Origin of the sequence: Enterobacter sp. DN (genome assembly GCF_046054285.1) — a bacterium.
GTDB classification, from domain to species: Bacteria; Pseudomonadota; Gammaproteobacteria; order Enterobacterales; family Enterobacteriaceae; genus Enterobacter; species Enterobacter hormaechei_C.
On the sequence record NZ_JBJJTG010000001.1, the window covers coordinates 609,258 to 622,586 of the forward strand.

Sequence of the window (13,329 nt, forward strand, 5' to 3'; positions counted from 1 at the left end):
GCGACTCCTTTTTCTCAGTTCCTGTTACTGAGATTCACTCGCGGCCAGGAAGTTTCTTCCACGCGACGGTGTTTCGTAAATAAACCGGTTCAGCATGTTCAACCGCCACGGTTTTTCCTGCGGCAAGCAGCTGACAGGCAATCGGCAGCATATCTTCTGCGGCGGGCAGGAGCATGTTACCGTCCACCAGCGTAAGGCCGGTGTCCTTCGCCATCTCAGGCCATGCCGGCCAGCCGGTTCCGACCGTCGCCCACTCACCGGAGAGCTGTTTCAGGCGCCCGGTGACGGCTTCAGGTTTAAGCACCGCTTCCGTCTCTTCGCCGTGCCAGACGCCGTTTTCGTCACGGGTGTACTCCGCCCAGTAGACTTCCCCCATGCGGGCATCAATTGCAGCCAGCACGCGGGTGGCGCCGGTCATGCGCCAGGCGCCCTGAGCCATGGTCGCAAGCGTTGAGACGCCGATCATCGGCAGGTCAGCGCCCAGCGCCAGCCCCTGCGCAATGCCAATCCCGATACGTACGCCCGTAAAGCTGCCCGGACCACGGCCGTAGGCCAGCGCGTCGAGGTCAGTCAGGGCGGTGTTGCCCTCGGTTAAAATGGTTTTTACCAGGGGCAGAATACGTTGGGTGTGTTCCCGTGGGCACTCTTCGAAATGAGCAAAAGTCGTACCGTCGTTCCACAGGGCAACGGAACAGGCCTCTGTCGCGGTATCAATAGCCAGAATTCGCATCAGTCGTCGCGCTCTCGCAATGGTCAGTCACAAAATGGCGCGCATCTTAACACACTCCGGGAAGAATTACTCCGCCGTCGGGTTCGCCAGGAAGCGGACCGCGCGTTTAATATCCCGCGTGCGCGGCGCGGGCGGCAGGCTGGCGAGGAAGGTGGCGCCGTAGGGACGCATCACCAGGCGGTTGTCGCAGATCACCAGCACCCCGCGGTCGGTGACGTCGCGGATCAGTCGCCCTACCCCCTGTTTAAGCGTGATGACCGCGTCCGGCAGCTGGACGTCGTCGAACGGATCGCCCCCGCGCAGACGGCAATCCTCCATGCGCGCTTTCAGGAGCGGATCGTCCGGCGATGTGAACGGCAGCTTATCGATAATCACCAGCGAGAGCGTATCGCCGCGCACGTCCACCCCTTCCCAGAAGCTGCTGGTCGCCACCAGCAGGGCATTACCGGCGCTGACAAACTGCTGGAGCAGCTGGCCTTTACTGGTTTCCCCCTGCAACAGCACCGGTAGCGTCATGGTGGCGCGGAACTGCTCGGCCAGATCGCGCATCATGGCGTGTGAGGTGCAGAGCATAAAGCAGCGCCCGTTGTTAGCCTCAATCATCGGCTTCAGCATGGCCGCCAGATGGCGCGCCGCGCCCGGCTGGTTAGGCAGCGGCAGATTGCGCGGCACGCACAGCAGCGCCTGTTTCTCATAGTCGAACGGACTCGGCAGAAGCAGGGATTCCGCCTGCTCAATGCCGAGGCGCTCGGTAAAGTGGTGCAGATCGTCATTGACCGACAGCGTGGCCGAGGTAAAGACCCAGGTGCCGGGCTTTTGCGCCATCACCTCTTTGAATTTATCAGCAACGGTCAGCGGCGTGAGCGCCAGGGTGAAGTGGCGCGAGGTACATTCGTACCAGTAGCTGTAGCCCGGCTGGTTGATCTCTTTCAGCCGCTTCAGCCGCCCACGGTAGAGCGTGGCGCGCTCGAAAGCGGCGTCGAGCAGCGCTGAACGTCCGAGGGACAGCTTCGCCACGTCGTAACAGAGTTCAAGGGCATCATCGAGCAGCAGCAGCGCGCGCTGGATATTTTTGTCTGCGAGCAGTTCGCGCAGGTTGCCGCGATAGCCCGGCTCGCCAAGCTGTAAGCGGAAATCCTGTGCGCATTGCGCCAGGCGGTCCGCGCACTTCTGCAACTGCTGGGTATCTTTGAGTTCGGTGCGATAGGCAATGGTAATATCTTTCGCCAGATCCTGAAGCTGACGGCTGGAGAGCGACTGACCAAAATACTGGCTGGCGATGTCCGGTAGCTGATGGGCTTCATCGAAGATCATCACCTCCGCCTCCGGGATCAGCTCGCCGAAACCACTGTCCTTGACCACCATATCCGCAAGAAACAGGTGATGGTTCACCACCACCACGTCGGCGTCCATCGCGGTTTTACGCGCTTTCACCACAAAACAGTCTTTATACAGTGGGCAGTCGCTGCCGAGGCAGTTGTCATTGGTGCTGGTCACCAGCGGCCAGGCCGGGGAGTCTTCCGGCACGCTCGCGCAGGTGCTGATGTCGCCCTCCTCCGTCTGGTTGGCCCAGGCGCGCAGGACGATCACATCGCTCAGGGTTTGTACCGGCAGGTCGCCGCCCGCCAGCGCCTGCTGTTCGAGACGCTCCAGACACAGGTAGTTAGAGCGCCCTTTCAGCAAGGCCAGACGCCCTTTGTATTTCAGCGCTTTCGCCACCGTGGGTAAATCGCGGCTGTAGAGCTGATCCTGGAGCGCTTTTGATCCCGTAGAGATGATCACCTTTTTTTTCGCCCGCAGCGCAGGAGCGAGGTAAGCATACGTTTTCCCCGTACCGGTGCCGGCCTCCACGACCAGCGGCTGCGCCTTGTCGATGGCGTGCGCGACGGCATGCGCCATCTGACGTTGGGGTTCGCGCGGTTTAAAGCCGGGAATAGCCTGTGCTAACTGACCTTCTGGGGAAAAATCGTCTGCCACGGTGTTCTCTCACTGTATTTTTGCACAGGGATTATGTCAGCCCCTTCTCTCCGGTGCCACCCCAAATAGTGACGACGGCGGAACATTATGGCAGTCTTGCCGCCTGACGACGAAAGATAACGAGGATACGTTTATGACAATTACGCGCATTGATGCCGAAGCCCGCTGGTCTGATGTGGTGATCCACAACCAGACGCTGTACTACACCGGCGTCCCTGCCAATCTGGACGCTGACGCCTTCGAGCAGACCGCCAACACCCTGGCGCAGATCGACGCCGTACTGGAAAAACAGGGCAGCGACAAATCCCGCATTCTGGATGCGACGATTTTTCTGGCGAATAAAGACGATTTCGCGGCGATGAATAAAGCCTGGGATGTGTGGGTGGTGGCGGGTCACGCGCCTGTACGCTGCACCGTACAGGCCACGCTGATGAAACCGGAATATAAGGTTGAGATCAAGATTATCGCGGCAGTGTAAGCCGGTTATTCTTCATCTTCATCCTCAAAGCGCGCCACGATCCGCTCGCCGGTATGGGTGGCGCGAAGTTCTTCCGCGACCTGGGAAATTGCCTGTCCGCTGCTCATCCCCTGGGACATCAGCTCCTGAATACGTTCAACGGCTTTCTGCTGTTGGTCATGGCTGAGAGAAGGTAAACCTGCAAACATCGTTAACTCCTGCTAAATTATTCGCGCTAATTATTTCACGCTGCCCGGTAGTATGCCATACATGAACATGCGCTTCCCCATTGTTATGACCTTGCCCTGGCGTGCAGACGCCGCCGAGTTCTGGTTTGCCCGTCTGAGCCACCTGCCTTTTGCGATGCTGCTGCACTCCGGGCATGCGGATCACCCCTACAGCCGCTTTGACATTCTGGTGGCCGACCCGGTTAAAACGCTGACGACCGATGCGCTGTCGCCAACGGACGATCCGCTGATGCGGCTTCAGAACGAGATCCATGCTCTGGGCTTATCTGCCACACCGGATCCGGATCTGCCTTTCCAGGGGGGCGCGCTGGGCCTGTTTGGTTACGATCTGGGTCGCCGTTTCGAAAAGCTGCCCGAGCATGCGCAGGCGGATATTTCCCTGCCGGATATGGCGGTGGGGCTGTATGACTGGGCGCTGATCGTGGATCACCGTAAGCAGACGGTTTCTCTGCTGAGCCACCGGGACGTTCAGGCGCGTCTGGCCTGGCTCGAGGCGCAACGGCCCGCCGCCCCGGAACACTTTATGCTGACCTCCGCCTGGCGCTCGAACATGAGCGCGGAGGAATACGCGGAAAAATTCTCCCGCGTGCAGGCGTATCTTCACAGCGGCGACTGTTATCAGGTCAACCTTGCCCAGCGTTTCCAGGCGGCGTACCGGGGAGACGAATGGCAGGCGTTTACCCGCCTCAATGCCAGCAATAAGGCCCCGTTCAGTGCATTTTTACGCCTTGAACACGGTGCCATCCTCAGCCTTTCGCCTGAGCGTTTTATTCACCTGGCTGACGGTATTATTCAGACCCGCCCGATAAAGGGCACCCTGCCGCGCCTTGCTGATGCCGAGGCCGACCGCCAGCAGGCGGAGACGCTGGCGACCTCGCCGAAAGATCGCGCTGAAAACCTGATGATTGTCGATCTGATGCGCAATGATATTGGCCGCGTCGCCGAGCCGGGCAGCGTGCGCGTGCCGGAGCTGTTCGTCGTGGAGCCATTCCCGGCGGTGCATCATCTGGTCAGCACCATCACCGCACGTCTGCCGGCCTCGCGAACCGCCTGCGATCTGCTCCGCGCCGCGTTTCCGGGCGGCTCCATTACCGGCGCGCCGAAGGTCCGGGCGATGGAGATCATCGACGAACTGGAACCGCATCGCCGCAACGCCTGGTGCGGCAGCATCGGCTATGTGAGTCTGTGCGGCACCATGGATACCAGCATCACTATTCGCACCCTGACGGCCTGCGACGGTAACCTGTACTGTTCCGCAGGCGGTGGCATTGTGGCCGACAGCCAGGCGGAGGCGGAATATCAGGAAACCTTTGATAAAGTGAATCGTATCCTGAAACAACTGGAGAACTCACGGTGAAGAAAGACAACCTGACGCTGGATGATTTTCTGTCGCGCTTTCAGCTTCTGCGGCCCCAGGTTAACCGCGCCACGCTGAATCAACGTCAGGCGGCGGTGCTGATCCCGGTCGTGCGTCGTGAGCAGCCGGGTCTGTTGCTTACCCAGCGCTCACCGCATATGCGAAAACACGCCGGTCAGGTTGCGTTCCCGGGCGGCGCGGTGGACAGCACCGATGCATCCCTGATTGCCGCCGCGCTGCGCGAAGCGCATGAGGAAGTGGCGATCCCCCCGGAGACGGTCGAGGTGATCGGCGTGCTGCCGCCAGTGGACAGCGTAACCGGTTTCCAGGTTACGCCGGTCGTTGGCATTATTCCGCCCGATCTTCAGTATCACGCCAGCGTCGATGAAGTTTCAGCGGTATTCGAAATGCCGCTGGAAGAGGCCCTTCGTCTGGGTCGCTATCACCCGCTGGATATTCACCGCCGCGGACACGATCATCGGGTCTGGCTGTCGTGGTATCAGCATTATTTTGTCTGGGGCATGACGGCAGGCATCATTCGTGAGCTGGCCCTGCAAATCGGCCTGAAGCCTTGACTATACTTTACATTCCACCCTTTTCTGGCAGGTTTGCGATCGGCGTCGCGCTATTAGCAAAACCATCGTTAACCATTAGTTTAATTCATGTGAATAGTTAAGCCGAGGTTGGTGTTCCCTCTTACACTATGCGCAGTTATAACATCGTTACTGGAACCCCAGTAACCCTGTCAGGAGTGTGAAAGTGATTAGTATATTCGACATGTTCAAAGTGGGGATTGGTCCATCTTCTTCCCACACTGTAGGGCCGATGAAGGCCGGTAAACAGTTCGTCGATGATCTGGTCGAAAAAGGATTACTGGAAAGCGTTACCCGTGTCGCCGTAGACGTTTACGGTTCACTGTCATTAACGGGTAAAGGCCACCACACCGATATCGCCATTATTATGGGTCTGGCGGGCAATATGCCGGACACAGTTGATATTGATGCCATTCCGGCATTTATCCGCGACGTGGAAACGCGCGGTCGTTTGCTGCTGGCTAACGGCCAGCACGAAGTGGACTTCCCGCAGGATGACGGGATGCGTTTTCGTAGCGACAACCTGCCGCTGCATGAAAACGGCATGACCATCCACGCCTGGAGTGGCGAAAAAGAGATCTACAGCAAAACTTACTACTCCATTGGCGGCGGCTTTATCGTTGACGAAGAACACTTTGGTAAAGAGAGCGCGGGCGACGTCAATGTGCCCTATCCGTTTAAATCGGCCACCGAGATGCTGGGCTACTGCAAAGAGACCGGTCTGTCCCTGTCAGGCATGGTGATGCAGAACGAACTGGCGCTGCACAGCAAGAAAGAGATCGAAGACTATTTTGCTAACGTGTGGCAAACCATGCGCGCCTGTATTGACCGCGGGATGAACACCGAGGGTGTTCTGCCTGGGCCTCTGCGCGTACCGCGTCGTGCCTCTGCGCTGCGCCGCATGCTGGTCACCACCGACAAGTTCTCCAATGACCCAATGAACGTGGTCGACTGGGTGAACATGTTTGCCCTCGCGGTTAACGAAGAGAACGCAGCGGGTGGTCGCGTGGTGACGGCGCCAACCAACGGCGCATGCGGTATCGTTCCGGCGGTGCTGGCCTATTACGATCACTTTATTGAGCCCGTGACGCCGGACATCTATATCCGTTACTTCCTCGCGGCAGGCGCTATCGGCGCGCTGTACAAGATGAATGCGTCCATCTCCGGCGCTGAAGTGGGCTGTCAGGGTGAAGTGGGCGTAGCCTGCTCCATGGCGGCGGCTGGCCTGGCGGAGCTGCTGGGCGCCAGCCCTGAGCAGGTGTGCGTAGCGGCGGAAATCGGCATGGAGCACAACCTCGGCTTGACCTGTGACCCGGTTGCCGGCCAGGTGCAGGTGCCGTGCATTGAGCGTAACGCCATCGCCTCCGTCAAAGCGATCAACGCCTCGCGTATGGCGATGCGCCGTACCAGCGAGCCACGCGTGTCGCTGGATAAGGTTATTGAAACCATGTACGAGACCGGCAAGGACATGAACGCGAAGTACCGTGAAACCTCGCGCGGCGGTCTGGCCATTAAGGTGCAGTGCGACTAAGCCTTCCTTTCGCCCATCTGCAACGGATGGGCGAATTTTCCCCTCTCGTCTCGTCGCTTCGCGTATTCCCCACTACACTGTCACTGTTGCGTCTGGCTTTTCTGGCCGGTGCTTAACAGGCGACCGTTCATGCAAACTGCACAAACGATCATTAAAGACTATCGCCGAAAACGCGTTATCGTCTGTGTCACGGTTGCGCTCGTTACGCTCGTCCTGACGCTGGGCATTCGCTTTATTTCACAGCGCAACATAAATCAGGATCGGATCCACGACTTTACCCACCACACCGTGCGTGCGCTTGATAAAGTGCTTCTCTCGTTAGAGGCCCAGCGTGAAACGCTACTTTCACTGGTTGGCATACCCTGTTCCGAAGCAAATCTGATCCTGCGAAAACAGGCGGCGATCCTCCAGACCGTACGCTCCATCGCCCTCATTCAAGACGGAATACTGTATTGCTCAAGCGTCTTTGGCAGCCGTAATGTGCCCGTCAGTGAGTTTGTGCCGGTGCTTCCGGTCGGTGAATCCAGGCTGCTGCTGTTGACCGATCGGTGGCTGGTAAAAGGCAGCCCGGTACTGATTCAGTGGTCTCCCCTCGCGAGCGACGGCAACGACGGGGTGATGGAGGTGGTGAATATCGATCTCATCACTAAAATGATTCTCGAGCCGCAGCGGCCTCAGATCACCGACGTTGTCCTGAGAGTAGGAGATAACTTCCTCCGCGTCGGGCAACAGCTGACGACTACGCCGACCTTCGATGAAAACGCCTCCCTGCTGGAACAATCGTCACAGCATTACCCTTTCAGCGTCACGGTGAGCGGCCCCGGGCCTGGCGAAATGGCGTTGAAAAATTTGCCCACCCAGCTGCCGCTGGCGTTGATGCTCAGCTTACTGATGGGCTATATCGCCTGGCTCGCCACCGCGCGGCGCATCAGTTTCACGTGGGAAATCAATATGGGAATTGCGGCCAGGGAGTTTGAGCTCTTCTGCCAGCCGCTGGTGAATGCCCGCACCTGGGAATGCGTCGGCGTCGAGATCCTCCTGCGCTGGAACAACCCGCGTCAGGGATGGATTTCGCCCGATGTCTTTATCCCTCTGGCCGAAGAACATAACCTGATTGTTCCGCTTACCCGCTACGTCATCAGCGAAACGGTGCGGCAGATAGGCTATTTCCCGGCCTCGCGCGATTTCCATATCGGCATTAACGTGGCCGCCAGCCATTTTCGCCGCGCTGCGCTGATCCAGGATCTCAACCGCATCTGGTTTAACGCCAGCCCTGTTCAACAGTTGATCGTGGAGTTAACCGAACGCGATGCGTTGCTGGATGTGGATTACCGCATAGTGCGGGAGCTGCACCGCAAAGGGGTGAAACTTGCGATTGATGATTTTGGTACAGGCAACAGCTCACTTTCATGGCTAGAAAAACTGCATCCGGATGTGCTGAAAATTGATAAATCCTTCACCACCGCGATCGGCACCGACGCCGTGAACTCAACGGTAACGGATATTATTATTGCGCTGGGCCAGCGGCTGAATATAGAACTGGTTGCGGAAGGCGTGGAAACCGAGGAGCAGTCACGCTACCTGCGCCGTCACAGCGTGCATATTTTGCAGGGGTACTTGTATGCGCGGCCAATGCCGCTGCGCGAGTTTCCGAAATGGCTGGCGGAAAGTCACTCTCCGCCAGCCCGTCACAACGGACACATCGTGCCCTTACTGCCGTTACGCTAGATAGCGTTACTCTTCTTCGTCGTGTGCAGAGTGCTCTTTAACAATACGCACCATATCAACGCGATAGTCGTTGGCTTCGACGATGGTAATTTGCAGCGGCGGCAGCTCCAGCACATCACCAATACGCGGGATCTGCCCGTTAACGGCAATTACCAGCCCCGCGACGGTGGCAATGTCTTCATCATCATTGACCACGTTTTCGACGCCCAGCGTGTGCGAGAGCGCGTGCAGGTCGGTGGTGCCTTTCACCAGCCAGCCGTCACCGTCGGCAACGATTTCCGGGGTTTCATCCGCATCAGGGAATTCACCGGCAATGGCTTCCAGCACGTCCAGCGGCGTCACCAGGCCCTGTACCACACCAAATTCATTGGTGACGATAACAAAGCTCCCGCGGGCACGACGCAATACGCCCAGCAGGTTGATCGGATCCAGCGTCTCCGGTACCACGATGGCGGGCGACGCGGCCGCTACGGCCTCGACGTTAACGCCCTCTTCCAGCGCCACCAGCATCTCTTTCGCGCGCACGACACCGATGATCTCATCCAGCTCACCCCGGCAGACCGGGAACAGGCTGTGCGGCGAGGAGAGCAGCTGCTGACGAATTTCGTCGACGCTCAGGTTGGCGTCCACCCAGCTGATCTCACCGCGCGGCGTCATAATGCCGCGCAGGGAGCGGGAAGCCAGCGAAAGCACGCCGTTGATCATGTAGCGTTCTTCTTCCACAAACGCGCCTTCCGGCACCGGAACCGGGTTACGGTTCTCGTTATCAGCCTGCACGTTGACCTGACGACGTCCGCCCATCAGTCGCAGAATCGCATCTGCGGTACGGGCTCGCAGCGGCTGATTCGACTGCTGCTTAATAAAGTTACGGCGCGCAATCTGGTTAAACAGCTCGATCAGAATCGAGAAGCCAATCGCGGCGTACAGGTAGCCTTTCGGAATATGGAAGCCAAACCCTTCTGCCACCAGGCTCAGACCAATCATCAGCAGGAAGCTCAGACACAGCACAACGACCGTCGGATGCTGGTTGACGAAACGCGTCAGCGGTTTTGACGCCAGCAGCATTACCGCCATCGCAATCACCACCGCCGCCATCATCACCGGCAGATGGTTCACCATGCCGACTGCCGTAATCACCGCATCCAGAGAGAAGACCGCATCAAGCACCACAATCTGGAGAACAACCACCCAGAAGCTGGCGTAACCCTTACCGTGGCCATCATCGTGCTGCCGGTTCTCCAGCCGTTCATGCAGCTCTGTTGTGGCTTTGAACAGCAGGAACAGTCCCCCCACCAGCATGATTAAATCGCGGCCGGAGAAGGTGAAATCCATGACGGTGAACAGCGGCTTCGTCAGGGTAACCATCCACGAGATCACAGACAGCAAGCCCAGACGCATGATCAGCGCCAGCGAGAGGCCGATCAGACGGGCTTTATCACGCTGTTTCGGCGGCAGCTTATCCGCGAGGATGGCGATAAACACCAGGTTATCAATACCGAGAACGATCTCCAGCACGACCAGCGTAAGCAAGCCTACCCAGATTGACGGGTCCATTAAGAATTCCATGACACGCTCCTGCTAAAGGAATGACAAAACGGTGCCCCGCTAATTTCGGGCATTTCAAAGGGAATGAGAGTCGATGCGTGGCGAAGATCGCCGATGAATAAGGCGCGGAATGGCCTGGAAGATGACTGACGTCGGTGACGGTCCATATAGTGGGCTGTAGCCCTATACTCCTGAATAATTAAACGGACGCTAAACATATCAGAGACAATTGGTTTTTAGCAAAGATTTACGTTCCTTTGCAAACTTCTGTAACACACGCGGATTAACTTAAAGAAAAATCTGTAAGGCGTAGCTAAATTACGGATCTTCATCACATAAATTATTTTTTCACTATCTAAAATAATTCGCGGAAGTCTTAGTTTTTGAACTCTAACCCTTATCTGAATCGATTCGGTTCTCCAATACGATTCTCAGTACGCCTGCCTGGCAGACGTATACATGATAATAAAAGGAGGTAGCAAGTGACCATTGCTATTGTCATAGGCACACATGGTTGGGCTGCGGAGCAGTTACTCAAAACGGCAGAAATGCTGTTGGGCGAGCAGGAAAACGTCGGCTGGATCGATTTCGTTCCCGGTGAAAATGCCGAGACGCTGATTGAAAAATACACTGCTCAGCTTGAGAAGCTGGATACCAGCAAAGGCGTGCTGTTTCTCGTGGATACATGGGGCGGCAGCCCATTCAACGCTGCCAGCCGCATTGTCGTCGATAAAGAGCATTATGAAGTCGTCGCCGGGGTGAATATTCCGATGTTGGTGGAAACCTTCATGGCGCGTGACGACAACCCAGGTTTTGATGAACTGGTGGCACTGGCGGTGGAAACCGGTCGCGAAGGCGTGAAGGCGCTGAAAGCGCAGCCGGTTGAAAAACCGGCACCTGCCCCTGCTGCACCAAGGGCGGCAGCACCGGCGAAGCCAATGGGTCCGAACGATTATATGGTTATCGGCCTTGCGCGTATTGATGACCGTCTGATCCACGGCCAGGTGGCAACACGCTGGACCAAAGAAACCAACGTACAACGCATCATCGTGGTCAGTGACGAAGTGGCCGCCGACACTGTCCGTAAAACCCTTCTTACCCAGGTTGCACCGCCGGGCGTCACCGCGCACGTCGTGGATGTCGCCAAAATGATCCGCGTTTACAACAACCCGAAATATGCGGGTGAGCGCGTGATGCTTCTCTTCACCAACCCGACAGACGTCGAACGCATTGTTGAAGGCGGCGTGAAAATCACCTCCGTTAACATTGGCGGTATGGCATTCCGTCAGGGCAAAACGCAGGTCAACAACGCGATTTCAGTGGATGCGAAAGATATCGAGGCCTTCAACAAACTGAATGCACGCGGTATCGAACTGGAAGCCCGTAAGGTTTCCACGGACCAGAAACTGAAAATGATGGATTTGATCGGCAAAGTGGGGAAATAAGCCCGGGCCGGTTTTTCATATAGAGCTTATGTAATAGGAGAAGTGCAATGGAGATTACTACTCTTCAGATTGTGCTGGTGTTCATCGTCGCATGTATTGCGGGTATGGAGTCCGTACTTGATGAATTTCAGTTCCACCGCCCTCTGGTGGCCTGTACGTTGATTGGCGCCGTTCTCGGTGACATGAAAACCGGTATCATCATCGGTGGTACTTTGGAAATGATCGCCCTCGGCTGGATGAACATCGGTGCGGCAGTTGCGCCAGATGCCGCGCTGGCGTCCATTATTTCAACCGTTCTGGTTATCGCTGGTCATCAGAGTATTGGTGCCGGTATCGCGCTGGCCATCCCGCTGGCCGCAGCGGGTCAGGTGCTGACCATTATCGTCCGTACTATTACCGTGGCCTTCCAGCACGCGGCGGATAAGGCGGCCGAAAACGGCAACCTCACCGCGCTCTCCTGGATCCACGTGTCTTCCCTGTTCCTGCAAGCGATGCGTATCGCAATCCCTGCGGTTATCGTGGCGATTTCTGTCGGTACCAGCGAAGTTCAGGGCATGCTGAATGCGATCCCTGAAGTGGTTACCAGCGGTCTGAATATCGCCGGGGGTATGATCGTGGTGGTCGGTTATGCGATGGTCATCAACATGATGCGCGCGGGCTACCTGATGCCATTCTTCTACCTCGGCTTCGTTACCGCTGCGTTCACCAACTTCAACCTGGTTGCGCTGGGTGTGATTGGTGCGGTGATGGCGATTCTTTATATCCAGCTCAGCCCGAAATACAACCGTGTCGCGGGTGCCCCTGCGCAGGCTGCTGGTAACAACGATCTCGATAACGAACTGGACTAACAGGTGAGCGAAATGGTTGATATGACAAAAACTACCACTGAGAAAAAACTCACTCCGGGTGATATTCGTGGCGTGTTCATCCGTTCTAACCTGTTTCAGGGTTCATGGAACTTCGAACGTATGCAGGCGCTCGGCTTCTGCTTCTCCATGGTGCCGGCCATCAAACGCCTGTATCCGGAAAACAACGAAGCACGCCGTCAGGCAATTAAGCGTCACCTGGAATTCTTCAACACCCATCCTTATGTTGCGGCGCCGGTTCTGGGCGTGACGCTGGCAATGGAAGAGCAGCGTGCGAACGGGGCTGAGATCGACGATGGTGCCATCAACGGTATCAAAGTTGGTCTGATGGGGCCGCTGGCAGGCGTGGGCGACCCGATCTTCTGGGGTACCGTGCGGCCGGTCTTTGCGGCGCTGGGCGCCGGGATCGCCATGAGCGGCAGCCTGCTCGGTCCTCTGCTGTTCTTCATCCTGTTCAACGCGGTGCGTCTGCTGACCCGTTACTACGGCGTGGCGTACGGTTATCGTAAAGGGGTGGATATCGTTAAGGATATGGGCGGCGGCTTCCTGCAAAAACTGACTGAGGGGGCGTCAATCCTCGGCCTGTTTGTAATGGGGGCGCTGGTTAACAAGTGGACGCACGTGAACATCCCGCTGGTGGTATCGACGATCACTGGTCAGGATGGTCAGACGCGCGTTACCACCGTGCAGACGATTCTGGACCAGCTGATGCCGGGCCTGGTACCGCTGCTGTTAACCTTCGCCTGTATGTGGCTGCTGCGTAAGAAAGTGAACCCGCTGTGGATCATCGTTGGCTTCTTCGTCATCGGTATCGCGGGCTACGCCGTCGGCCTGCTGGGTCTGTAATAAAAT

General features: G+C 57.3%; 13 protein-coding genes. 8 read left to right on the plus strand and 5 right to left on the minus strand.

Annotation, left to right across the window (positions count from 1 at the left end; translation table 11 throughout):
* Positions 1–34: 34 nt before the first annotated feature.
* Both tsaB and ACJTMZ_RS02805 read right to left on the minus strand, forming a co-directional pair.
* Complete coding sequence (tsaB, locus tag ACJTMZ_RS02800) at positions 35–730, minus strand: tRNA (adenosine(37)-N6)-threonylcarbamoyltransferase complex dimerization subunit type 1 TsaB (protein ID WP_015570308.1); 696 nt, start codon at positions 728–730, stop codon at positions 35–37.
* Between the two features lie 66 nt (positions 731–796).
* A complete protein-coding gene (locus ACJTMZ_RS02805; RefSeq protein WP_023303884.1) occupies positions 797–2,707 on the minus strand; it encodes an ATP-dependent DNA helicase in 1,911 nt (636 codons plus the stop codon).
* Positions 2,708–2,840: 133 nt separating this feature from the next.
* Between ACJTMZ_RS02805 and ACJTMZ_RS02810 the strand changes: the two genes are divergently transcribed.
* Positions 2,841–3,185 carry a RidA family protein gene (locus tag ACJTMZ_RS02810; protein ID WP_408626817.1) on the plus strand — a complete coding sequence of 115 codons (345 nt, stop codon included), beginning with the start codon at positions 2,841–2,843 and terminating at the stop codon, positions 3,183–3,185.
* A 5-nt stretch (positions 3,186–3,190) separates the two neighbouring features.
* Here the strand turns inward: ACJTMZ_RS02810 and ACJTMZ_RS02815 are convergent, their stop codons facing one another.
* Positions 3,191–3,373, minus strand: a complete 183-nt coding sequence (locus ACJTMZ_RS02815; RefSeq protein ID WP_003859925.1) for a YoaH family protein — start codon at positions 3,371–3,373, stop codon at positions 3,191–3,193.
* 61 nt (positions 3,374–3,434) lie between these two features.
* Between ACJTMZ_RS02815 and pabB the strand changes: the two genes are divergently transcribed.
* The 4 genes from pabB to ACJTMZ_RS02835 all read left to right on the plus strand — a co-directional run bounded on the left by pabB (position 3,435) and on the right by ACJTMZ_RS02835 (position 8,621).
* Complete coding sequence (pabB, locus tag ACJTMZ_RS02820) at positions 3,435–4,769, plus strand: aminodeoxychorismate synthase component 1 (RefSeq protein WP_252010751.1); 1,335 nt, start codon at positions 3,435–3,437, stop codon at positions 4,767–4,769.
* Positions 4,766–5,344 carry a CoA pyrophosphatase gene (locus ACJTMZ_RS02825; protein WP_032671651.1) on the plus strand — a complete coding sequence of 193 codons (579 nt, stop codon included), beginning with the start codon at positions 4,766–4,768 and terminating at the stop codon, positions 5,342–5,344. The genes pabB and ACJTMZ_RS02825 overlap by 4 nt, the downstream gene beginning before the upstream one ends.
* A gap of 184 nt (positions 5,345–5,528) precedes the next feature.
* The gene (gene sdaA / locus ACJTMZ_RS02830; RefSeq protein WP_003859920.1) at positions 5,529–6,893 is read left to right on the plus strand and encodes an L-serine ammonia-lyase; all 1,365 of its coding nucleotides are present in this window, start codon (positions 5,529–5,531) and stop codon (positions 6,891–6,893) included.
* A 129-nt stretch (positions 6,894–7,022) separates the two neighbouring features.
* Positions 7,023–8,621: an EAL domain-containing protein gene (locus ACJTMZ_RS02835; RefSeq protein WP_252010661.1), complete on the plus strand. Its 1,599-nt coding sequence runs from the start codon at positions 7,023–7,025 to the stop codon at positions 8,619–8,621.
* 6 nt (positions 8,622–8,627) lie between these two features.
* On the opposite strand, the gene yoaE is transcribed toward ACJTMZ_RS02835, so the two are convergent.
* Both yoaE and ACJTMZ_RS02845 read right to left on the minus strand, forming a co-directional pair.
* Complete coding sequence (gene yoaE / locus ACJTMZ_RS02840) at positions 8,628–10,187, minus strand: CNNM family cation transport protein YoaE (protein WP_006810992.1); 1,560 nt, start codon at positions 10,185–10,187, stop codon at positions 8,628–8,630.
* Positions 10,175–10,384 carry a protein YoaL gene (locus tag ACJTMZ_RS02845; protein WP_077579975.1) on the minus strand — a complete coding sequence of 70 codons (210 nt, stop codon included), beginning with the start codon at positions 10,382–10,384 and terminating at the stop codon, positions 10,175–10,177. The genes yoaE and ACJTMZ_RS02845 overlap by 13 nt, the downstream gene beginning before the upstream one ends.
* 264 nt (positions 10,385–10,648) lie before the next feature.
* Between ACJTMZ_RS02845 and manX the strand changes: the two genes are divergently transcribed.
* Genes manX through ACJTMZ_RS02860 form a run of 3 tightly spaced genes read left to right on the plus strand, consistent with a single transcriptional unit; the run spans position 10,649 to position 13,323 of the window.
* Complete coding sequence (gene manX, locus ACJTMZ_RS02850) at positions 10,649–11,611, plus strand: PTS mannose transporter subunit IIAB (protein WP_017384327.1); 963 nt, start codon at positions 10,649–10,651, stop codon at positions 11,609–11,611.
* A 47-nt stretch (positions 11,612–11,658) separates the two neighbouring features.
* Positions 11,659–12,459: a PTS mannose transporter subunit IIC gene (gene manY / locus ACJTMZ_RS02855; RefSeq protein ID WP_003859914.1), complete on the plus strand. Its 801-nt coding sequence runs from the start codon at positions 11,659–11,661 to the stop codon at positions 12,457–12,459.
* Positions 12,460–12,471: 12 nt separating this feature from the next.
* Positions 12,472–13,323: a PTS mannose transporter subunit IID gene (locus ACJTMZ_RS02860; protein WP_006810994.1), complete on the plus strand. Its 852-nt coding sequence runs from the start codon at positions 12,472–12,474 to the stop codon at positions 13,321–13,323.
* Positions 13,324–13,329: the final 6 nt, after the last annotated feature.